Here is a 20,768-nt window from a genome sequence, read left to right as displayed (position 1 = left end):
CGTCCAGGCTATTCCGGCTTGATGCCGATATCGCGGATCAGCACCGACCACCGCGGCAGTTCGGCGCCGACGAAGCGGCTGAAGTCGGCCGAGTCGCTGCCGACCACGGTGAAGCCCTGCTCGCTCAGCTTGGCCTGCATGTCGCGCTGCTCCAATGCAGAGCGGATCGATGCGGAGAGCTTGTCGACCACGGGCTTGGGCGTCTTGGCCGGCGCAAAGACGCCGTACCAGGTCGACACCTCGAAGTCCTTGAAGCCCGATTCGGCCAGCGTCGGAATCTCGGGCGCCTTCGGATCGCGTTTGAGGCTGGTGATGGCGAGCGGGCGGACCTTGCCTGACGCGATGTGCGGCAGCGCCACCGGCAGGTTCGCGAACATGTAGGGCACATGACCGCCCAACACGTCGGCAATGGCCGCGGACTCGCCCTTGTACGGCACGTGCGTGACCTTCGTGCCGACCCGGTGCGCGTACAGCTCGCCCGCGATGTGCTGCGGGCCGCCCTGCCCGGAGGACGCGTAGCTCAGCGCACCGTTGCCGGCCTTCCGGATGTGCTCGGTGAGTTCACCGACGCTCTTGACGTCGATCAGCGCCGGATTGACCACAAGGATCAGCGGCATGGTCACGACCTGCGATACCGGCTCGAAATCGGTCTCGGGCTTGAACGGCAGCGTGGGGAACAGCGACGGCGCCACCACCATGGTGGATTGCGATCCCAGGAACAACGAATAGCCGTCCGCGGGGGAACGCGCGACATTGTCGGCCGCAATCGTGCCCGTGGCGCCCGCGCGGTTTTCCACCACGACCTGCTGGCCCAGGCTCTCGGCCATCTTGGCGCCGACCAGCCTGGCCACGATATCCGCGCCGCCGCCCGGCGCGAAGCCGACGACCATGCGCAAAGGCTTGTTCGGGAAGTCGTCGGCCAGGACGGCGGACGAGGCGGTGGCCAGGGCAAGGGCCAGGCCAGCGGCGCCGGCCATGCGCACCACGCGGCGCGCCTGCGTACAGGGGTGTTTCATCTGAGTCTCCGTGTGCCGCCTGCCGGATCTGGCCGTGCCCGCGCGCGCAGCGGCGGATCGGAAGCCCGAGCGACGGCTCGTTGTGGTTTTGGGTGCTGCCAGGGCATTCTGGCCATTGCACTCAACACCAACAAGTACGTGGACACGCAGTCAAAACATAATTTTTTTGTCGTTTCTGCGACGACGAGCGGCAGGGACACGCACACGGGTGGGGCAAAAAAAACCACCCAGATGGGTGGTTTTCAATATCTGCGAGCGGGGCGCGCAATCACGCGAGCACGCGCCGCACCGGCGCCATGCGATCAGAACTGGTACGTGTAGGTGAGCTGCACCACGTCCAGGCCCGGGTTCGGGCGCTTGATGCTGGCGTTCGAGAAGTGCGAATAGCGCACGCCGATACGGTTGTTCGGCGTGACCAGGAAGCCCACGCCAACGTGGTCGCCGAACTGGAAGGCCGTGCTGATGTTTTCGTCGGCAAAGCGCGTGCTGGAGAACAGCGTGGCGCCGATACCCGCTTCGATGTAGAAGCGTTCGCCGGTCCACCAGCGGAACATGGGGATGGCGCTGAACTGCCAGACGTGGCCCGGCGAACGCGAGCCGTCGGCTTGCCAATACGACGCGCCGAATTCGGGCGTCAGGTCCAGACGCCCCCAGTTGCCGCCGAATTGATAGGTCCAGAGCGAGGCAGTCTCGTAGTTCAGGGTCAGGCGCTTGTAGTGATCGCCAATGCCATAGTGCAGGCTGACGCCACCTTGGGTGCCCTCGGACGATTGGGCGCTAGCAAAGGTGGCAACCCCTGCCAGGGCAAGGCCGGCAAGGCGCGTCAGCATTTTCTTCTTCGTCGACTGCATGGGATCAACTCCATCTATTTCTGGACTAACGGGGAACATTAGCAAAATCCGGACCAACACGCTGCGCGCATGTCGCAATATGGCAACAAAGCGCCGTGAAAAAGACTGTTCCGAAAATCGCGGGATTCACGCAGGTGAAATTGCGCTAGGCGGCTGGAGCAAGTCTCGTGCCCAGGGATTCACCCTGCTGCGGAAAAACAAAATGCCGCCAGGCGCGAGAAGCGACCGGCGGCATGTCTATGGATGCCGATGCAGCCGCAAGCGGCAGCCCGGCAATGTCGGCCCGATCAGGCGGTGACCACGTCCGCCGGCTGGTTGGTCAGCAGCGCCAGCAGGCGGGCGATTTCCTCGCGCAATTGGCGGCGGTCGACAACCATGTCGATGGCGCCCTTCTGCAGCAGGAACTCGGCGCGCTGGAAGCCTTCGGGCAGCTTTTCACGCACGGTCTGTTCGATCACGCGCGGACCGGCAAAGCCGATCAGGGCCTTGGGTTCGGCGATGACCACGTCGCCCATGAAGGCAAAGCTGGCCGACACGCCGCCCATGGTGGGATCGGTGAGGACGCTGATGAACGGCAGGCCGGCGGCCGACAGGCGGGTCAGCATGGCGTTGGTCTTGGCCATCTGCATGAGCGACAGCAGGCTTTCCTGCATGCGCGCGCCGCCCGAGGCGGCTACGCAGATGAACGGGGTCTTGTTGTCGAGGGCCGCTTGGGCGCCGCGCGCAAAGCGCTCGCCCACCACCGAGCCCATCGAGCCCCCCATGAATTCGAATTCGAAGCAGGCCAGCGTGGCGGGCACGCCGCGGATCGAGCCGCTCATGACGACCAGCGCGTCGCTTTCGCCCGTTGCCTTGACGGCCTCTTGCAGACGCTCGGGGTACTTGCGCGTGTCCTTGAACTTCAGGGTGTCGACCGAACGCGTGTTCTGGCCGATTTCAACGCGGCCTTCCATGTCCAGCAGCGAATCGATGCGGGCGCGAGCCCCGATCCGCATGTGGTGGTCGCACTTGGGGCAGACGTGGAGGTTGGCTGCCAGGTCTTCGCTATACAGCACCGATTCGCACGACGGGCATTTCACCCAAAGGCCTTCGGGCACGCGGCGGGCGCCGCTGTCGCTGGTTTTGTTGATGCGAGGCGGCAGGAGTTTATCGATCCAGCTCATTGAGTATTCATCCCGTTTGAGATCGCGACCCGGCCGCTCAGGCCGACGCGTTCTCTCGTTTTACTTGATCCAGCGCCTGCCGGATGGTGCGCAGCCAGCCGCTGGCGGCGGCGACTGCGGCGTCGGTTTGCTGGGCAGCCGGCGCGTTGGCGACCGCCTGCTCCATGGTTTCAATCAGTTTGCTGCCGATGACGACCGCATCGGCGGCGCGCGCCACGCGCTGGGCGCTTTCGGCGTCGCGGATGCCGAAGCCCACGCCAACCGGGATGTCGCGCACGTGGCGGCGAATCACGGCCACGCGATCGGCGACGTCGTCGGTGTTCAGCGAGCCAGCGCCCGTCACGCCCTTGAGCGACACGTAGTACACATAGCCGCGTGCCACGGCCGCGACGGCCTTGATGCGGTCTTCAGTGGAGGTGGGCGCCAAGAGGAAGATCGGCGCAATGCCGTGTTCGCCCAGGGTGGCGGCGAACTCGATGACTTCTTCGGGCGGGTAGTCCACGACCAGCACGCCGTCCACGCCGGCCTGCGCGGCACGGCTGGCGAATTCGGCCTGGCCCATGCGTTCGATGGGATTGGCGTAGCCCATCAGGACCACGGGCGTCTCGGTGTCGCGCTGGCGGAAGTCGGCCACCATCTCCAGTACGCGGGCCAGGCCCACGCCTTGTGCGATGGCGCGGTCTGCGGCGCGCTGGATGACCGGGCCGTCGGCCATGGGATCCGAGAACGGCACACCCAGTTCGATGACGTCCGCGCCGGCGTCAACCAGCGCGTGCATCAGCGGCACCGTGGCGGCGGGGGAAGGATCGCCGGCGGCGATGTAGGGAATCAGGGCCGCTGCGCGGCCGGATTCTGCGGTGCGCGCGAAAGCCGCGGCAATGCGATCGGTGCGGGTTGTCATGTTCAGAGCTCGATGCCGGCGCGTTCGGCGACGGTGTGCATGTCCTTGTCGCCGCGGCCAGACAGATTGACCAGGATGACGGCGTCGCGCGGCAGCGTGGCGGCCATCTTGACGGCCTGGGCGATGGCGTGCGACGACTCCAGCGCGGGCATGATGCCTTCGATGCGGCAGCAGTCGTGGAAGGCCTTCAGGGCTTCGTCGTCGGTGATGCCGACGTACTCGGCACGGGCCGAATCCTTGAGCCAGGCGTGTTCCGGACCGACGCCGGGGTAGTCCAGGCCGGCCGAGACCGAATGCGTTTCTTGAACCTGGCCGTCGGCGTTCTGCATGACGTAGGTGCGGTTGCCGTGCAGCACGCCCACCTGGCCCGCGGCCAGCGATGCGGCGTGCTTGCCGCTGTCCATGCCCTCGCCCGCCGCCTCGACGCCGATCAGGCGCACGTTTTCGTAGGGGATGTAGGGATGGAAGATGCCCATGGCATTGGAGCCGCCGCCCACCGCCGCCACGACGTAGTCGGGCTGGCGGCCGATGGCCTCGGGCATCTGCGTCAGGCATTCGTTGCCGATGACGGTCTGGAAGTCGCGCACCATGCGGGGATAGGGGTCGGGACCCGCCACCGTGCCGATGATGTAGAACGTGTTTTCGATGTTGGTGACCCAGTCGCGCATGGCTTCGTTCAGCGCGTCCTTCAGGGTGCGCGAACCGGAGTTCACGGGCACCACCGTGGCGCCCAGAAGCTTCATGCGGTAGACGTTGGAGGCTTGGCGGCGTACGTCTTCGCTGCCCATGTACACCACGCATTCCATGCCGTAGCGGGCCGCGACCGTGGCGGTGGCCACGCCGTGCTGGCCGGCGCCGGTTTCGGCGATGACGCGCGGCTTGCCCATGCGCTTGGCCAGCAGAGCCTGGCCGATGCAGTTGTTGACCTTGTGCGCGCCGGTGTGGTTCAGGTCTTCGCGCTTGAACCAGATCTGGGCGCCGCCCACGAGTTCGGACCAGCGCCGGGCGTGGTAGACCGGGCTGGGCCGGCCCACGAAATGCTTGAGCTCGTAGTTGAACTCTTCGAGGAAGGCGGGATCGACCCGGTAACGGTCATAGGACGCGCGCAGGTCGTCAAGCGCGTGCATCAGCGTTTCCGCCACGAAAACACCGCCATAAGGCCCGAAATGGCCCTTGGCATCCGGAAAGTCGTAAGGTTTCACCACAGCATCTCCCCCGGGATCGCGGCAGGCCAATGCCAGCCGCAAATCCGGTTTGCAACCCGGCATTTTACCTGACGCGGACGGCACCGGCGTGCCGCCCGCTCCCGGGCGCCCCGCGCGTCAGAGGGACTGGCCCATGCGGCGCAGGAAGGTTTCGCACGCGGCCATCTGGTCCAGGGCCACGTATTCGTTGGGCTTGTGGGCCTGTTCGATATGGCCGGGGCCGCAGACCACCGTGGGGATGCCGATGCCCTGGAACAGGCCGGCTTCGGTGCCGTAGGCGACCTTGCGCGTGGCGCGGTCTTCGGTCAGGGCGCGCACCAGCTGGGTGATGGCGGCTTCTTCCGAGGCTTCCAGCGCGGGCGCGGCGGCGCCGGTCTCGATCTCGATGGTGGCGCCGTCGAATTCGGCCTTCATCTTCGGCAGCAGCTCTTCGCGCACGTATTTTTCGACTTCCGCCTGGATGTCGTCCGGACGCATGCCCGGCAGATTGCGGAATTCGTAGGTGAATTCGCACAGCTCGGGGATGGTGTTGACCGCGATGCCGCCCCGGATCTGGTTGGTGGTCATCGTGGAGAACGGCACGTCGTAGAACTGGTCGTAGGGGCCGTTCGCCTTGAAGCTGTCAGCCAGGTCGCGGATGCGGCAGATCAGGCGGGCGGCGTATTCGATGGCGTTGCAGCCGCGCGGCGTGAGCGACGAGTGGGCCGCCTTGCCGTGCACCTTGCAGCGAAAGAGGTTGATCCCCTTGTGGGCCACCACGACCTGCATGCCGGTGGGCTCACCCACCACGCAGCCCTCGGGACGGATGCCGCGCTCGTGCAGGTCTGCCAGCATGTACGGCGCGCCGGCGCAGCCCACTTCCTCGTCGTAGGAGAACGCCAGGTGGATCGGCTTCTTGCGCGGCATGGCCAGGAATTCGGGCACCAGGGCCAGCGATCCGGCGATGAAGCCTTTCATGTCGCAGGCGCCGCGGCCATAGAGCAGGCCGTCTTTTTCGACGAGCTTGAACGGGTCCGTGCTCCAGTCCTGACCATCCACGGGCACCACGTCGGTGTGGCCCGACAGGACGATGCCGCCCTGCTGGTTGCCGTCTTGCGCCGGCAGCGTGGCAAAGAGGTTGGCCTTGGTGCGCTCGGGGTTGTGCGCCAGCCATGCCTCGACGCCCTGGCCCTTGAGCCAGTCACGGACGGTTTCGATCAGGGCAAGATTGGAATTGCGGCTGGTGGTGTCAAAGCCAACCAGCGTTTCCAGCCAGGTGCGCGCGTTCATGTCACTACTCTCGTGGGGAAAAGACGCAGTGTAAAGCCAGGCGGCGGCCGCGTCCCGGACGACCGCCGTCTGGATGGCCGGTTTCCGAGGGGCATGCTTCCGATCGGCCGCTTTTCGGACGACGCGCAAGACGGCCGGGGCGGCACCGCCTAGAATGTCGCCCGGAAATTAAAGCCCCCAAGGAGATCCCGTGCAGCACAAAGCAGTCCCCACACGCAACATCGTGGCAGCGGTAATAGGCAACGCGCTCGAATGGTATGACTTCCTGGTGTTCGCGTTCATGACGCCGATCATCGCCAAACTGTTCTTTCCCACCGACCCCAGCGTCCCCGGCAGCGAACTGAACGCCATCCTGATGACCACTGCCATCTTCGGCGTGGGCTTCTTCATGCGCCCGGTGGGCGGCATCATCCTGGGCCTGTACGGCGACCGCAAGGGCCGCAAGGCCGCCATGGTGCTGGTGACCTCGCTGATGGCCGTGTCCATCGCGCTGATCACGGTGGCCCCGACCTACCACGCGGCCGGCATCCTGGCCCCGATCTTCATCCTGATCGCGCGCCTCCTGCAAGGCTTCTCGGCCGGCGGCGAATTCGGCACGTCGACGGCGCTGCTGATCGAAATGGCGCCCAACGGCAAGCGCGGCTTCTATGGCTCGTGGCAGATGGCGGGCCAGATGCTGGCCCTGTTGATCGGCGCGGCCTGCGGCACGCTCATCACCGAGTTCTTCACCGAGCAGCAGATTGCCGACTGGGCATGGCGCCTGCCCTTCGCCTTCGGCTTGGTAATTGTGCCGATCGCCATCTATATCCGCCGCAACGTCGACGAAACCGACGCCTTCAAGCAGATGAAGGAAGCCGACCGCCAGGCCGCCGAACGCGGTGAAGTCAAGCGCCTGTCGCTGGGCCAGATGCTGCGCACCCACACCCGCGAGACGCTGATCGGCGTGGGTCTTGTGGTGACGGCCACGGTGTCGATCTACATCACGTTCACGTACCTGGTCACCTATTCGACCAAGGTGCTGATGCTGCCGCTGAACCAGACCTTCCTGGTGCAGATGGCCGGCGCGGCCCTGATGGTGGTGCTGACCCCGTTCATGGGCGCCTGGTCCGACCGCATCGGCCGCCGTCCGCTCGTGATCGGCTCGCTGATCGGCTACCTGATCGTGCTGTACCCGCTGTACTTCTGGCTGTCGGACGCGCCGTCGATCGGCCGCCTGCTGACCGTGCAGGTCGTGGTCTGCATTTTCGTGTCGGCGTTCTTCGGCGTGTTCAGCACGGTGATGGCCGAGCTGTTCCCGGCGCGCGTGCGTTCGGTTGGCCTGTCGCTGGCCTATAACGTGGCCGTGATGATCTTCGGCGGCTTCGCACAGTTCATCGTGACCTGGCTGATCAAAACCACCGGCTCGCCCATGGCGCCTGCCTACTACGTGATGTTTGGCGTGGCGCTGGGTCTGGTCGCCGCGTTCTACATGCGCGACCGCGCGCATGAAGAACTGGAACACTGAGGCCTGAACCGCCGCGTGCTGCCGCCTGGCCTTCGCGCCAGCGGCGGGCACGGCGGGAAATGATCCGGCAGCGGTTCTCGCTGCCGGAAACTGCGCCTAGCGGCGCATCGCCGACGACACGCCCGGCACTTCGGCCAGCGCATCCAGCGCGCGGGACAGCGATTCGCCGCCGCGCACCTCCACCGTGAACACCATATGGGCAAGCGACTGCTTGCTCTGCGTGTTCACGCCCACGACGTTCAGACGCAGGCGCGCAAACACTTCGGACAGGTCACGCAACAGGCCCGAGCGGTCATGCGCGCGCACGCTGATGTCGACCGGATAGAAGGTGTCGGCCGTTTCGCCCCACGCCACTTCGATGACGCGCTCGGGCTCGCGCGCAGCCAGCGCCAGATAGCTGTGGCAGTCGCGGCGATGGATGGACACGCCGCGCCCCCGCGTCACGAAGCCGGAGATCGCATCCGGCGGCGCCGGGCGGCAGCATCGGGCCAACTGCGTCAGCAGCGACCCCACTCCCACCACCAGCACGCCGCTCTTGCCGCTTTTCTCGGCGCTGCCGGCGCTGGCGTGCCGCAAGGCCGCCGGCGTGGGTTCGACCGCGGGCGCCGGCTGCTGGAACACCGCGTCGATCTGGCGCAGGCTGAATTCTTCCTTGGCGGCGGCGACGTAAAGGTCGTCGGCCCGCGCAAAACCCAGGTTCTGGGCCAGCTGCTCCAGATTGATGGCCGTCTTGCCCAGGCGCTGCAATTCCTTTTCGACAAGCGCCTGCCCCTGCGTGATGCGCTGCTGCAGTTCAATCGCGTTGAACCACATCCGCACCTTGGCGCGGGCGCGCGGGCTGGCCAAAAAGCCAAGCTGGGGATTGAGCCAGTCGCGCGACGGGCCGCCGGACTTGGCGGAGATGATCTCCACGGTCTGGCCGGTGGACAGGTGCGTCTGCAGCGGCACCATCTGCCCATCGACGCGCGCGCCGCGGCAGCGGTGGCCCAGGTCGGTGTGCAGGTGATAGGCGAAGTCCACCGGCGTGGCGCCGGCGGGCAGTTCGATCACGCGCGCCTGGGGCGTCAGCACGTAGATGCGTTCGTCGGTATGCGCCGGCGCCGTCACCGCGCCGCGGCTCTTGCCCGCAGCGGCCCGGCCCGTGGCGGGCTTGGCGGGCTCGGGCGGCGTGTTTTCGCCACCCTCGACATCCGTGTTCCAGGCCAGCAGCTGGCGCATCCAGGCGAGCTGCCGGTCGTATTCGCTGGAAGCCGCGACCTGCCCGCCCTTGGCGCCCGCTTCCTTGTAGCGCCAATGCGCGGCCATCCCGTATTCGGCGAACTGGTGCATCTCGCGCGTGCGGATCTGCACTTCGAAGGGACGGCCGTCGTCGTCGGCCACCACCGTATGCAGCGACCGGTAGCCGTTGGGCTTGGGCCGCGAGATGTAGTCGTCGAACTCGTCGGACAGCGGCGTCCACATCTCGTGCACCATGCCCAGCGCCGTGTAGCAGGCCCGCACGTCGTCGACGATGACGCGCAGCGCCCGCAGGTCGTACATCTGGGAAAAATCCAGACGCTTGACGCGCATCTTGTTCCAGATGCTGTAGATGTGCTTGGGCCGGCCGCTGACCTCGGCGTCGATGCCGGTCTTGGCCAGCGCCTGCTGCAGGCGCGTGATGGCGCCCGCGATGAAGGCCTCGCGCTCGACTCGCTTTTCTTCGAGCAGGCGGGCGATGTGCTTGTACTTGTCTGGTTCGAGGAAGCGGAAGGACAGGTCTTCCATTTCCCACTTGATCTGCCAGATGCCCAGCCGGTTGGCGAGCGGCGCGTACAGGTCCAGCGTTTCGCGGGCGAAGCTGGGCGAGCACGGCGCCTTGCTCTCGGCGTGCCAGCGCAGCGTGCGCAGCCGGGACGCCAGGCGCATCAGCACGATGCGCAGGTCGGCGGCCATGGCCAGCAGCATCTTGCGCTGCATTTCCTTCTGCGAACCGCTTTCGGCCGACGCATCGCTGGCCTGCCGGGCCACCACGCCCAGGCGCAGCAACGCGTAGGCGCCCTGCACCAGCCGCGCGATTTCCGCGCCGAAGGCGACGGCGATGGGGTCGTTGCGCAACGAGGGCGCGGGCGCCATCAGATCGGTGGGCAGCGCGGCCAGGAGGGCGGCGGCGCGCGTGGCGGCATCGGTGTGCAAGGCCGCCAGGATACGGACGACGCCGGCGGCATGGCCGGCCAGCGGCTCGCCCGTCAGGGCGTTCTGGCCCTGGAAGCGAGGCTCGGCCCAGCAAGCGACCCGGTCCAGCAATGCCAGGCCTTCGGCATCCAGGCCCGCTCCGGCCTCCTGCCGCCAGGAAGCGTCAAATGGCGAAGGCGCATCGGGAACGGGCGGGGCGGACATGACGGGGCGTAGCGCAGGTATCGGGTTGAATATTTCGACACTCTACACTAGGGTTCAGTCACCCTGAACACACTGCCGCATCCCGGCATATGGAAGGAACCAAAGCTTATGTTGCGCTGGCTGAAGGGCCGCGGCGCCCGCCCGTCCGAGGTCGCCGAGATGCAGGCCCGCATCCCGCCAGAACTCTGGCGGCAGGTGCTGGACACCTACCCATTCCTGGCGGCGCTGACCGAAAGCGAAGCCGCCCAATTGCAGGCGCGCGCCGCCTGGCTGCTTGCCAGCAAGACGATCAATGGCGCGCAGGGGCTGGAGGTCTCGGACTTCATGCGGCTGTCCATCGCCGCGCAGGCCTGCCTGCCCATCCTGAATCTCACGCCCGAACTGTACGAGGGCTGGGACGAGATCATCGTGTATCCCGCGAGCTTTCGCATCCCCCGGACGCGCGAGGACGAGGACGGGGTGGTCCACGAGTACATCGAGGACGCCGCGGGCGAAGCCTGGGAAGGCGGGCCGCTGGTCCTGTCGTGGGAAGACACGCAGCTGTCCGAGGGCGGCTTCAACGTGGTGATCCACGAGTTCGCCCACAAGCTGGACCTGCGCTCGGGCTTTGCGGACGGCATGCCGTCGTTGTCGGCGCATCCCGACATCAAGCCGCGCGCGTGGCGACAGGTGCTGGACGACAGCCTGGACCGCTTCATCGCGGCGGTCGACGCCGTGGAAGCGGCGATTCCGCACGACGTGGACCCCGAGAGCGAGGAAGCGGACGCCTGGTACGGCCAGTTGCCGATGGATCCCTACGCCGCCACGGACGAAGGCGAGTTCTTCGCGGTCAGTTCGGAACACTTTTTCGTGGATCCCCTTCCCATGCAGCAAGCGCTGCCCGAGTGGTATGCCATGCTGCGGGCCTATTACCGGCAGGATCCGCTGGAGCGATTCGCATGAAGCAGTTGCTGATCGTCTGGCATTCGCGCACGGGCGCGGCCGAGCAGATGGCGCACGCTGCGGCGCGCGGCGCGGCGTCGGCGGCCGCTGCCCTGGAGCAGCCTGACGATCTGCACATCGAACTGCGGCGCGCGCAGGACGCCGATGCCGACGCCTTGCTGGCCAGCCAGGGGTTTGTCTTCTGCGCCCCCGAAAATCTTGCCAGCCTGAGCGGCGAGATGAAGGAGTTCTTCGACCGCAATTACTACGCGGTGCTGGACCGCATCCAGGGACTGCCCTATGCCGCCCTGATCAGCGCGGGCAGCGACGGCTCGGGCGCGGCCCGGCAGGTCGAACGCATCTGCACCGGCTGGCGGCTGACGGCGGTGGCGCCGGCCGTCATCGTAAACATGGGCGCGCAGACGGCGGCGCAGATCCTGGCGGCCAAGACGGTGCCGACTGCGGATCTGGTGCGCTGCGAGGAACTGGGCGGCCTGCTGGCGGGGATGATGCTGATGGGCGCGTGAGGCGGCGTTCTGCACCACCGGTGTCTGACATCAGAGCAAAAAAAGCCCTCGGCTCACGCCAGAGGGCTTTTTCACAGGACCAGCCGCAGCCGGCCCCGACCGTTCATCAAAGCGCGGCCGTCACCACGATCTCGACCTTGTAGTCGGGGTTGGCAAGGCGGGCTTCAACGGTGGCGCGGGGGGGCGAGTTGCCGTCGGCGACCCATGCGTCCCAGGCCTTGTTCATGCCGTCGAATTCCTTCATGTTGGCCACGTAGATCTGGGCCATCAGGATCTTGGTCTTGTCGGTGCCGGCTTCGGCCAGCAGGCGGTCGATCGTGGCGAGCACTTGCTCGGTCTGGCCGGTGATGTCCAGCGTGGCATCGTCCGGCACCTGGCCTGCCAGGTAGGCCACGCCGTTGTACACGGCCATGTCCGACAGGCGCTTGGTCACGTGAAAGCGCTTGATGCTGCTCATGAGAATTCCCCTAGAGTCGAGTGGTTTGGGTGGAACTGGGCAAAGCTGCCCGCGTGCGGCGCGCGGGCGTCGTCAGGCGGGCGGCAATTGGAAAACCTGGCGCAGATAGGCCAGGTAGGCGGGATCGTCGCACATCGTCTTCTCGGGCGCATCCGACACCTTGGCCACCGGCTGGCCGTTGCAGCGGACCATCTTCATGACGATCTGCAGCGGTTCGTGGCCGAGGTCGTTGGTGAGGTTGGTGCCAATGCCGAAGGACACCTTGCAGCGCCCCGAGAACTGGCGCGCCAGCTCGATGGCGCGCGGGAAGGTCAGCGAATCCGAGAACACCAGGGTCTTGGCGCGCGGATCCACGCGGTTCTTGCGGTAGTGTTCGAGCAGGCGCTCGCCCCAGATGAAGGGATCGCCGGAATCATGGCGCGCGCCGTCAAAGAGCTTGCAGAAATACATATCGAAGTCGCGCAGGAATGCATCCATGCCGTAGACGTCGGACAACGCGATGCCGAGGTCGCCGCGGTATTCCTTGGCCCACACTTCCAGCGCGAACACCTGCGAATCGCGCAGGCGCGGACCGAGCGCCTGGCAGGCCTGCAGGTATTCGTGGCCCATGGTGCCCAGCGGCAGCACGTCGTGCTCTTTGGCGAGCAGCACGTTGCTGGACCCCGCGAAATGCGGTCCCATCTCGGCTTTCAGGGTGGTGACGATCTCTTCGTGCCAGGCCTTGGAGAAGCGGCGCCGCGTGCCGTATTCAGCCACGCGGAAGTCGGCCAGCGCGGGATCGTCCAGCACGAGGTGCATCTTGGACTGCAGGCGCTTGCGGCCTTCTTCCCAGTCCGGATGCTTGCGCGTGTTGCGGAAATAGACCTCGTTGACGATGGCCAGCACAGGGATCTCGAACAGGATCGTGTGCAGCCACGGGCCCTTGACCTCGATGCTGATTTCACCGGGTCCCTCGCCTTCGCTGATGTGGATGCAGCGCTCGGGCATGTGGAACAGACGAAGGAAATCAACGAAGTCGCTTTTGATAAAGCGCAAGTTGCCCAGATATTTAAGTTCGTCGTCCGTGAAGCGCAATTGGCAGAGCTGATGCACTTCCTGGCGGATTTCGTCCATATAGGGGCGCAAATCCACGCCCTTTGTGCGGCATTTGTACCGGTACTCGACCTGGGCAGCGGGGAAATGATGCAGCACCACTTGCATCATGCTGAATTTATACAGGTCGGTGTCGAGCAGCGAAGTAATAATCATGATTGCGCGTTTCGTTTCGCGACACCATAGCATGAAGAACAGGGCCTTCGGCACGAAGTGCCACGCTGTCAATACGGGTATTGCCGACACATCCGCGCGGCATTGGGTAAAATCCGCCCATTAAGACACATCTGCCGCCGAGCCCCGGAGTTCCTGAATGACCCACGTAGTCACCGAAAACTGTATCAAGTGCAAGTACACCGATTGCGTCGACGTGTGCCCGGTGGACTGTTTTCGTGAGGGTCCGAACTTCCTCGTGATCGACCCGGACGAATGCATCGACTGTGCGGTCTGCATCCCCGAATGCCCCGCCAACGCGATCTACGCCGAAGAAGACGTGCCGCAGGACCAACTCAATTTCATCGCGCTGAATGCCGAACTCTCTCCGGAATTCGCCAGCATCAGCCGTGCCAAGAAGCCCCTGCCCGACGCCGACGACTGGAACGGCAAGCAGGACAAGCTGCAATACCTGGAAAAGTAATCCACGGACGCCGGCCAGGCCGGCGCTTTCGTGCGATGTCCCGATGACCGACGACTCCAAATACACGCGCCAGACCATCACCAGCGTCCACACCTGGGTGCCGGACAAACTGTTCTCCGTGCGCGTGACGCGGGACGAGGCCTTCACGTTCCTGCCGGGCCAGTTCGCCCGGGTCGGCCTGCCCGGCGCTGAAGACCCCGATGGTCCGCCCACGATCTGGCGCGCCTACTCCATGGTGTCGGCCCCGCATGAGCCGGGCCTGGAGTTCTATTCCATCGTCGTCCCCGAAGGCCTGTTCAGCCCGCGCATGGCGCGTTTGCAGCCCGGCGACGCGCTCTACGTCGAAAAAGCCCCCTACGGGTTTCTGACGCTGGAGCGCTTTGCGCCCGGCGGCGACCTGTGGCTGCTTGCCTCGGGCACCGGCCTGTCGGCCTACCTGTCCATCCTGCGCGACCCCGCCGTCTGGCGCGCGTATAACCGCATCATCCTGGTGCATGGCGTACGCACCGCAGCCGAACTCGCCTACCGCGACGAAATCGACGGCTGGCGCCGCGATCCGGCCCTGGCCGACGTCTTCGCCGCAAATCCCGGCAAGCTCATCCACCTGCCCATCGCCACGCGCGAACCCGTGCCCGGCATGCCGCAAGCGCGCATCACCACGCTGATCGCCGACGGCCGCCTGGAGCAGCTGGCCGGCCAGCCGCTGGATCCCGAGACCGCCAAGGTCATGCTGTGCGGCAACCCCGCCATGCTGGCGGAGGCACGCAAATTGCTGGGTGATCGTGGGTTCAAGCCCGGGCGCCGCGGCATTCCGGGCAACCTGGCGGTTGAAAACTACTGGTGATCCGCCACCGCGTGGCGTAGTCCGTAAATCCACCATTTGGTATCACCGCAAGGCATTAACGCGGCCCTAAACTGGTGCGTAACACATGACGGGTCGCTTTTTAGCAACAAAACAGGGCAGTTTGCCGGACATTCTTCAGGCTGATTGGAAATATCGTTACGCCCCGGAGCAATAATCGGGGCACACGCTCGACCCAGAAGGACTTCCCCGAAATGCTGTACCAATTGCACGAAATGCAGCGCGCTTTCCTGACTCCGTTCGCTGCATTCACGGACGCCGGTTCTCAGCTGTTCTCCAGCCCCTACAGCCCGCTCGCCTATACCCCGATCTCCCGCCAGATGGCCGCCGGGTACGAGCTGATGACCCGTATCGGCAAGGAATACCAGAAGCCCGCCTGGAATCTGCCCACCACCCAGATTGGCGGCAAGTCCGCCCGCGTGATCGAAGCCGTTGCCCTGGACAAGCCCTTCTGCCGCCTGGTGCACTTCCAGCGCGACGTACGCCTGGCCGGCAAGAACGATCCGAAGGTCCTGCTGGTCGCCCCGCTCTCCGGGCACCACGCCACCCTGCTGCGCGACACCGTGCGCGCCCTGCTGCCCAATCACGACGTCTATGTGACCGACTGGGTCGACGCGCGCATGGTGCCGCTGGCAGCCGGTCCGTTCCATCTGAACGACTACGTGCGCTACGTGCAGGACTTCATCCGCCATCTGGGCCCGGACGTGCACGTCATTTCCGTCTGTCAGCCCACGGTGCCGGTGCTGGCCGCCGTGTCCCTGATGGCGTCCGCCAACGATCCCTGCCAGCCGCGCAGCATGGTGATGATGGGCGGCCCCATCGACCCGCGCCAGTCGCCCACGCAGGTCAATCGCCTGGCCACCACCAAACCCTATTCGTGGTTTGAGAACCAGGTGATCCACCCCGTGCCGCCCCGCTATCCGGGCGCCGGACGCCGCGTGTATCCGGGGTTCCTGCAGCATGCGGGATTCATGGCCATGAATCCCGACCGCCACATGAAGTCGCATTACGACTTCTACCTGGACCTGCTGCGTGGCGACGACAGCGACGCCGAAGCGCACCGCCGCTTCTACGACGAATACAACGCCGTGCTGGACATGCCGGCCGAGTTCTACCTGGACACTATCCGCATGGTGTTCCAGGACTTCGACCTGCCCAACGGCACCTGGGAAGTCGACGGCAAGCTGGTGCGCCCGGCCGACATCAAGAGCGTCGCGCTGTTCACCATCGAAGGCGAACTGGACGACATTTCCGGCCAGGGCCAGACGCGCGCCGCGATCAAGCTGTGCAAGAACATCCCGGCCGACCGCAAGTCGCACTACACCGCGCCGAACTGCGGCCACTACGGCATTTTCTCGGGCCGCCGGTGGCGCGAAATGATCTGTCCTAAAATTGCCGAGTTCATCCGGCAATCGGCTTGACGACGGCCCCGCGCCGGCCGCCGGCAACCTGATCCGTACCCCGGGGCCCCAGCGGCCCCTTTTCATTACTGGCTTTACATGTCCTGTCGCTCATTAGCCGACCGCGTTGACGCCTTGCTGCCTCAGACGCAATGCACCAAATGCGGTTACGACGGCTGCCGGCCGTATGCCGACGCCATCGCCGAGGGCGCCGCGCCGATCAACCGCTGCCCGCCCGGCGGCGACGATGGCGTCGCCGCACTGGCCGCGCTGCTCGGCACGCCTCTCCTGCCGCTGGATCCGTCACGCGGCGCACCCGGCCCGCTGCTGGTCGCGCGCATCGACGAATCGCATTGCATCGGCTGTACGCTGTGCATCCAGGCCTGTCCGGTCGACGCCATCGTCGGCGCGAACAAGCACATGCACACCGTGCTGGACGACTGGTGCACGGGCTGTGACCTGTGCGTGGCGCCCTGTCCGGTGGACTGCATCGAGATGGTGCCGGCCAGGCGCGCATGGACCAGCGAAGACGCCGCAATCAGCCGCCAGCGCCATCGCAACCACCTGGCGCGCGCCGAGCGCCTAGCGGCCGACAACGCGCGCCTGATGGCGCCACACATCCCGGAGGCGCCCGCCCCCGCCGCGCCCGCTTCCGAGGACGCGCAAAAGGAGGACGCGCAAAAAGAAGACCGCAAGCGCTCCGCCATCGAATCCGCACTGGCCCGCGCGCGGGCCCGCCGCAATCCCACGCAGTCATGAACGCCGCCAAACGCCGAGAGATCTTTGCCCGCCTGCACGCGGCCAACCCCAGCCCCACCACCGAACTGGAATACGACACGCCGTTCCAGCTGCTGATTGCCGTGCTGCTGTCGGCGCAAGCCACGGACAAGTCGGTCAACATCGCCACGCGCAAGTTCTTTCCGCAGTACGGCACCCCTGAGGCGCTGGCGGCGCTGGGCGAGGAAGGGCTGGCCGACTACATCAAGACCATTGGCCTTTTCCGCACGAAGGCAAAGAACGCGATCGCCACCAGCAAGATCCTGATCGAGCAGCATGGCGGCCAGGTGCCGCAGACGCGCGAGGCGCTTGAAGCCCTGCCCGGCGTGGGCCGCAAGACGGCCAACGTGGTGCTCAACACCGCGTTCGGGCAAGCGGCGATGGCAGTGGACACGCACATATTCCGTGTCTCGAATCGCACCGGTATTGCACCCGGAAAAAACGTGCTGGAAGTCGAGCTGAAACTGATGAAGTTCGTGCCGCAGGAATATCTGCTGGACGCGCATCACTGGCTGATTCTGCACGGCCGCTACGTCTGTGTGGCGCGCAAACCGAAATGCCCCCAATGCGGCATTTCCGATCTCTGCGAATTCAAGCAGAAAACCCCTGCATAAAGCATCCGGCGCGCGCACGCGGCCGCGAATCATGCGAGTGGAAAACCGGGTTTTCCCTCGCCTATTCCCGCATGACATCTTGATGACGATCAACGCGTAATTGCTGCAATGCATTTGCATATCGGGCTCCCTTTCTCCCCATATGCAGACAGCATTGTCGGCATGCCGACAATTGCCCTTTCCGCAGTGCAAAACCTATGACAAACCCTCATGGAATTTTGATTGCGACGTCCGCATACTCGCCGGCAACTCATAAGAAAACTACGCACGGAAACAGTTTTCGAACCCTGCGGGGGCCTGACGCAATGACGCCAGGCAGAGACCATATAAATACAACGCTGGTGCAGCGAACATGGATGACACAATCCTGGAGACAAAAGGCCTCACCAAGGAGTTCCGCGGCTTCGTCGCGGTCAACGGGGTCGATTTGCGTATCAAGCGGGGCGAGATTCATGCCTTGATCGGGCCTAACGGCGCGGGCAAGACCACATGCTTCAACCTGCTGACCAAATTCCTGGCGCCCACGTCGGGCAGCATCAAGTTCAATGGCATCGACATCACCGGCGAGCGCCCCGCGCAGATTGCACGGCGCGGCATCATCCGGTCGTTCCAGATCTCGGCGGTGTTCCCGCACCTGACCGTGCTCGAGAACGTGCGGATCGGCCTGCAGCGCAAGACCGGCCTGTCCTATCACTTCTGGCAAAGCGACAAGCGCCTGGCTGCCCTGAACGAGCCCGCGCGTGCGCTGCTTGAACAGGTGGACCTGGGCGGCTTTGCCGACGAAACCACGGTCAACCTGCCGTACGGCCGCAAGCGCGCGCTCGAGATCGCCACCACGCTGGCAATGGAGCCCGAGCTGATGCTGCTGGACGAACCCACCCAGGGCATGGGCCACGAAGACGTGGACCGCGTCACGCAACTGATCAAGCGCGTGAGCGCCGGGCGCACCATCCTCATGGTGGAACACAACATGAACGTCGTGTCCTCCATCGCCAACACCATCACCGTGCTCGCGCGCGGCTCGGTGCTGGCCGAAGGTTCCTACGCCGAAGTCTCCCGCCATCCGGCCGTGATGCAGGCTTACATGGGCACGACCGACGGCGAACTTCAAGGAGCGCACGCATGAGCACCCCCGCACTCGAAATTTCGGGCCTCAACGCCTGGTACGGGGAATCGCATATCCTGCACGGCGTGGACATGCGCGTGGGACAGGGCGAAGTCGTCACGCTGCTGGGCCGCAACGGCGCCGGCCGCACCACGACGCTGCGCGCCATCCTGGGCCTGACCGGCTCGCGCAAGGGTTCGGTGCGCATCCATGGCACCGAAGCCATCGACCTGCCTACCTACAAGATCGCCCACCTGGGCGTCGGCTATTGCCCCGAGGAACGCGGCATCTTCGCCAGCCTGTCCTGCGAAGAAAACCTGCTGCTTCCGCCCGTCGTCGGCTCGCTGGGCGGCGGCATGTCGCTGGCCGAGATCTACGACATGTTCCCCAACCTGCAGGAGCGCCGCAATTCCCCCGGCACGCGCCTGTCGGGCGGCGAACAGCAGATGCTTGCCGTCGCGCGCATCCTGCGCACCGGCGCCAACCTGCTGCTGCTGGACGAAATCTCCGAAGGCCTCGCGCCCGTCATCGTGCAGGCGCTGGCCCGCATGATCACCGCGCTCAAGCAGCGGGGCTACACCATCGTCATGGTGGAACAGAATTTCCGCTTCGCCGCGCCGCTGGCCGACCGCTTCTACGTCATGGAGCACGGGCAGATCGTCGAGCACTTCGAAGCCGCCGAACTTTCAGAAAAACAGGACACGCTCAACGAACTGCTGGGCGTCTAAAGCAACCTGTGTCATCCGCCGGAACCCCGGCAAACACCACACTGTAGGGAAGAGGAGTCATCCCATGAAGCTGCACACCATCACTGCTGCACTGGCCATGGCGGGCCTGGGATTCGCGGGGGCAACCGCCCACGCTCAAGGTATCTCCGACGATGTCATCCGCATCGGCTTCATCACCGACATGTCGGGCGTGTACTCCGACATCGACGGCAAGGCGGGCCTGGAAGCCGTACGCATGGCGGTCGAGGACTTCGGCGGCACGGTCAACGGCAAGAAGATCGAAATCGTCTCCGCTGACCACCAGAACAAGGCTGACGTCGCCTCGGCACGCGCCCGCGAATGGTTCGACCAGCAGAAGGTCGACGTCATCATCGCCGGCACCAACTCGGCCACCAGTTTGGCCATGGCAGCGGTCGCGGCTGAAAAGAAGAAGCCCTTCATCGCGGTGGGCGCCGGCTCGTCCGACCTGACCAACGCGCAATGTTCGCCCTACACCGTGCATTACGCCTACGACACCGTGGCGCTGGCGCGCGGCACGGGTTCGGCTGTGGTGAAGGATGGCGGCAAGAGCTGGTTCTTCCTGACTGCCGACTATGCCTTCGGCCACGCGCTCGAGCGCGACACGATGGCGGTCGTCAAGGCCGCGGGCGGCGAAGTGAAGGGCCAGGTGCGCGCACCGCTGGGCGCCTCGGACTTCTCGTCCTTCCTGCTGCAGGCGCAATCGTCCAAGGCGCAGATCCTGGGCATGGCCAATGCCGGCGGCGACACCATCAACACGGTCAAGGCCGCCAACGAATTCGGCGTCACGCAGACCATGAAGCTGGCCGGCCTGCTGGTGTTCATCAACGACGTGCACTCGCTCGGCCTGGATGCCACCAAGGGCATGTACCTGACCGACGGCTGGTACTGGGACCAATCCGACGCCTCGCGCGCCTGGTCCAAGAAGTTCGAATCCAAGGTCGGCCGCAAGCCGTCCATGCTGCAGGCGGGCGATTACTCGTCGGCGATGTTCTACCTGAACGCCGTCAAGGCCACCGGCTCGGATAACGGCGACGACGTGATGAAGTGGATGAAGTCGAACAAGGTGAACGACTTCTTTGCCCAAGGCGGCGTCGTGCGCGAAGACGGCCGCATGGTCCACGACATGTACCTGATGCAAGTGAAGACCCCGGCCGAATCCAAGGGCCCGTGGGACTACTACAAGGTGGTGGCGACGCTGCCTGGCGACGAGGTCTACACCAAGTTGTCCGAGTCCACCTGCAAGCTGGTCAAGAAATAAACCGGCCCCTGTGATCCCGGATGCGGTCCGGGCCGATGGCCCGGCCGCATTCCTCCTGACTAGCTCGCTTCCTTCCGTACCGCG

The 20,768-nt window shown here is 65.3% G+C and carries 20 protein-coding genes; 11 read left to right on the top strand and 9 right to left on the bottom strand.

Going from position 1 to position 20,768, the window contains the following annotated elements; genetic code table 11:
* Nucleotides 1-8 precede the first annotated feature (8 nt).
* The 6 genes from AB3147_RS06505 to argE all read right to left on the bottom strand — a co-directional run bounded on the left by AB3147_RS06505 (nt 9) and on the right by argE (nt 6,405).
* Nucleotides 9-1,016, bottom strand: coding sequence for a Bug family tripartite tricarboxylate transporter substrate binding protein (locus AB3147_RS06505; RefSeq protein ID WP_367351589.1), 1,008 nt, complete (start codon nt 1,014-1,016; stop codon nt 9-11).
* Between the two features lie 302 nt (nt 1,017-1,318).
* Nucleotides 1,319-1,867 (bottom strand): acyloxyacyl hydrolase, encoded by a 549-nt coding sequence (locus AB3147_RS06500; protein ID WP_063956455.1) that lies wholly within the window; start codon nt 1,865-1,867, stop codon nt 1,319-1,321.
* Nucleotides 1,868-2,154: 287 nt separating this feature from the next.
* Nucleotides 2,155-3,030 carry an acetyl-CoA carboxylase, carboxyltransferase subunit beta gene (gene accD, locus AB3147_RS06495; RefSeq protein ID WP_175122969.1) on the bottom strand — a complete coding sequence of 292 codons (876 nt, stop codon included), beginning with the start codon at nt 3,028-3,030 and terminating at the stop codon, nt 2,155-2,157.
* A gap of 37 nt (nt 3,031-3,067) precedes the next feature.
* Entirely contained in the window at nt 3,068-3,931 is an 864-nt protein-coding gene (trpA, locus tag AB3147_RS06490; RefSeq protein ID WP_367351588.1) for a tryptophan synthase subunit alpha, read from the bottom strand.
* A 2-nt stretch (nt 3,932-3,933) separates the two neighbouring features.
* Nucleotides 3,934-5,133: a tryptophan synthase subunit beta gene (gene trpB / locus AB3147_RS06485; protein ID WP_175122971.1), complete on the bottom strand. Its 1,200-nt coding sequence runs from the start codon at nt 5,131-5,133 to the stop codon at nt 3,934-3,936.
* 120 nt (nt 5,134-5,253) lie between these two features.
* Nucleotides 5,254-6,405 (bottom strand): acetylornithine deacetylase, encoded by a 1,152-nt coding sequence (gene argE / locus AB3147_RS06480; protein ID WP_175122972.1) that lies wholly within the window; start codon nt 6,403-6,405, stop codon nt 5,254-5,256.
* Between the two features lie 190 nt (nt 6,406-6,595).
* Here argE and AB3147_RS06475 point away from each other — a divergent pair, with 190 nt between their 5' ends.
* Nucleotides 6,596-7,909, top strand: a complete 1,314-nt coding sequence (locus AB3147_RS06475) for an MFS transporter (RefSeq protein WP_175122973.1) — start codon at nt 6,596-6,598, stop codon at nt 7,907-7,909.
* Between the two features lie 96 nt (nt 7,910-8,005).
* On the opposite strand, the gene AB3147_RS06470 is transcribed toward AB3147_RS06475, so the two are convergent.
* Nucleotides 8,006-10,285: a RelA/SpoT family protein gene (locus tag AB3147_RS06470; protein ID WP_218345239.1), complete on the bottom strand. Its 2,280-nt coding sequence runs from the start codon at nt 10,283-10,285 to the stop codon at nt 8,006-8,008.
* A gap of 108 nt (nt 10,286-10,393) precedes the next feature.
* Between AB3147_RS06470 and AB3147_RS06465 the strand changes: the two genes are divergently transcribed.
* Both AB3147_RS06465 and AB3147_RS06460 read left to right on the top strand, forming a co-directional pair.
* Nucleotides 10,394-11,227 (top strand): M90 family metallopeptidase, encoded by an 834-nt coding sequence (locus AB3147_RS06465; RefSeq protein ID WP_343737036.1) that lies wholly within the window; start codon nt 10,394-10,396, stop codon nt 11,225-11,227.
* A complete protein-coding gene (locus AB3147_RS06460) occupies nt 11,224-11,733 on the top strand; it encodes an NAD(P)H-dependent oxidoreductase (RefSeq protein ID WP_367351587.1) in 510 nt (169 codons plus the stop codon). The genes AB3147_RS06465 and AB3147_RS06460 overlap by 4 nt, the downstream gene beginning before the upstream one ends.
* A gap of 106 nt (nt 11,734-11,839) precedes the next feature.
* Here the strand turns inward: AB3147_RS06460 and AB3147_RS06455 are convergent, their stop codons facing one another.
* Complete coding sequence (locus AB3147_RS06455) at nt 11,840-12,190, bottom strand: RidA family protein (RefSeq protein WP_056321843.1); 351 nt, start codon at nt 12,188-12,190, stop codon at nt 11,840-11,842.
* Nucleotides 12,191-12,262: 72 nt separating this feature from the next.
* On the bottom strand, nt 12,263-13,438 hold the full coding sequence (gene pncB, locus AB3147_RS06450; protein ID WP_175122977.1) for a nicotinate phosphoribosyltransferase: 1,176 nt from the start codon (nt 13,436-13,438) through the stop codon (nt 12,263-12,265).
* 157 nt (nt 13,439-13,595) lie between these two features.
* Here pncB and fdxA point away from each other — a divergent pair, with 157 nt between their 5' ends.
* The 8 genes from fdxA to AB3147_RS06410 all read left to right on the top strand — a co-directional run bounded on the left by fdxA (nt 13,596) and on the right by AB3147_RS06410 (nt 20,684).
* Nucleotides 13,596-13,919: a ferredoxin FdxA gene (gene fdxA, locus AB3147_RS06445; RefSeq protein WP_006218015.1), complete on the top strand. Its 324-nt coding sequence runs from the start codon at nt 13,596-13,598 to the stop codon at nt 13,917-13,919.
* A 43-nt stretch (nt 13,920-13,962) separates the two neighbouring features.
* Complete coding sequence (locus AB3147_RS06440; protein ID WP_367351586.1) at nt 13,963-14,763, top strand: ferredoxin--NADP reductase; 801 nt, start codon at nt 13,963-13,965, stop codon at nt 14,761-14,763.
* A gap of 212 nt (nt 14,764-14,975) precedes the next feature.
* On the top strand, nt 14,976-16,202 hold the full coding sequence (locus tag AB3147_RS06435) for a polyhydroxyalkanoate depolymerase (RefSeq protein WP_191576767.1): 1,227 nt from the start codon (nt 14,976-14,978) through the stop codon (nt 16,200-16,202).
* A gap of 78 nt (nt 16,203-16,280) precedes the next feature.
* Nucleotides 16,281-16,940: an electron transport complex subunit RsxB gene (gene rsxB, locus AB3147_RS06430; RefSeq protein WP_367351585.1), complete on the top strand. Its 660-nt coding sequence runs from the start codon at nt 16,281-16,283 to the stop codon at nt 16,938-16,940.
* Complete coding sequence (nth, locus tag AB3147_RS06425) at nt 16,937-17,572, top strand: endonuclease III (protein ID WP_286894286.1); 636 nt, start codon at nt 16,937-16,939, stop codon at nt 17,570-17,572. Before rsxB ends, nth begins: the two co-directional genes overlap by 4 nt.
* Nucleotides 17,573-17,924: 352 nt before the next feature.
* Complete coding sequence (locus AB3147_RS06420) at nt 17,925-18,698, top strand: ABC transporter ATP-binding protein (RefSeq protein ID WP_175122982.1); 774 nt, start codon at nt 17,925-17,927, stop codon at nt 18,696-18,698.
* Nucleotides 18,695-19,405, top strand: coding sequence for an ABC transporter ATP-binding protein (locus tag AB3147_RS06415; protein ID WP_062840538.1), 711 nt, complete (start codon nt 18,695-18,697; stop codon nt 19,403-19,405). Before AB3147_RS06420 ends, AB3147_RS06415 begins: the two co-directional genes overlap by 4 nt.
* Before the next feature lie 64 nt (nt 19,406-19,469).
* Nucleotides 19,470-20,684, top strand: coding sequence for an ABC transporter substrate-binding protein (locus AB3147_RS06410; protein ID WP_056568137.1), 1,215 nt, complete (start codon nt 19,470-19,472; stop codon nt 20,682-20,684).
* The last annotated feature ends 84 nt before the right edge of the window (nt 20,685-20,768 follow it).

Source organism: Achromobacter animicus, assembly GCF_040775605.1.
GTDB lineage: Bacteria > Pseudomonadota > Gammaproteobacteria > Burkholderiales > Burkholderiaceae_B > Achromobacter > Achromobacter animicus.
Note: the sequence above shows the minus strand (reverse complement) of the source record. Positions and strands in the feature narration are given on the sequence as shown.

Excerpts from the sequence above, each read along its gene's own strand:
- AB3147_RS06505 (WP_367351589.1), bottom strand. The coding sequence starts at position 1,016 with ATGAAACACCCCTGTACGCAGGCGCGCCGCGTGGTGCGCATGGCCGGC.
- AB3147_RS06500 (WP_063956455.1), bottom strand. The coding sequence starts at position 1,867 with ATGCAGTCGACGAAGAAGAAAATGCTGACGCGCCTTGCCGGCCTTGCC.
- accD (WP_175122969.1), bottom strand. The coding sequence starts at position 3,030 with ATGAGCTGGATCGATAAACTCCTGCCGCCTCGCATCAACAAAACCAGC.
- trpA (WP_367351588.1), bottom strand. The coding sequence starts at position 3,931 with ATGACAACCCGCACCGATCGCATTGCCGCGGCTTTCGCGCGCACCGCA.
- argE (WP_175122972.1), bottom strand. The coding sequence starts at position 6,405 with ATGAACGCGCGCACCTGGCTGGAAACGCTGGTTGGCTTTGACACCACC.
- AB3147_RS06470 (WP_218345239.1), bottom strand. The coding sequence starts at position 10,285 with ATGTCCGCCCCGCCCGTTCCCGATGCGCCTTCGCCATTTGACGCTTCC.
- AB3147_RS06465 (WP_343737036.1), top strand. The coding sequence starts at position 10,394 with ATGTTGCGCTGGCTGAAGGGCCGCGGCGCCCGCCCGTCCGAGGTCGCC.
- AB3147_RS06460 (WP_367351587.1), top strand. The coding sequence starts at position 11,224 with ATGAAGCAGTTGCTGATCGTCTGGCATTCGCGCACGGGCGCGGCCGAG.
- AB3147_RS06455 (WP_056321843.1), bottom strand. The coding sequence starts at position 12,190 with ATGAGCAGCATCAAGCGCTTTCACGTGACCAAGCGCCTGTCGGACATG.
- pncB (WP_175122977.1), bottom strand. The coding sequence starts at position 13,438 with ATGATTATTACTTCGCTGCTCGACACCGACCTGTATAAATTCAGCATG.
- fdxA (WP_006218015.1), top strand. The coding sequence starts at position 13,596 with ATGACCCACGTAGTCACCGAAAACTGTATCAAGTGCAAGTACACCGAT.
- AB3147_RS06440 (WP_367351586.1), top strand. The coding sequence starts at position 13,963 with ATGACCGACGACTCCAAATACACGCGCCAGACCATCACCAGCGTCCAC.
- AB3147_RS06435 (WP_191576767.1), top strand. The coding sequence starts at position 14,976 with ATGCTGTACCAATTGCACGAAATGCAGCGCGCTTTCCTGACTCCGTTC.
- rsxB (WP_367351585.1), top strand. The coding sequence starts at position 16,281 with ATGTCCTGTCGCTCATTAGCCGACCGCGTTGACGCCTTGCTGCCTCAG.
- nth (WP_286894286.1), top strand. The coding sequence starts at position 16,937 with ATGAACGCCGCCAAACGCCGAGAGATCTTTGCCCGCCTGCACGCGGCC.
- AB3147_RS06420 (WP_175122982.1), top strand. The coding sequence starts at position 17,925 with ATGGATGACACAATCCTGGAGACAAAAGGCCTCACCAAGGAGTTCCGC.
- AB3147_RS06415 (WP_062840538.1), top strand. The coding sequence starts at position 18,695 with ATGAGCACCCCCGCACTCGAAATTTCGGGCCTCAACGCCTGGTACGGG.
- AB3147_RS06410 (WP_056568137.1), top strand. The coding sequence starts at position 19,470 with ATGAAGCTGCACACCATCACTGCTGCACTGGCCATGGCGGGCCTGGGA.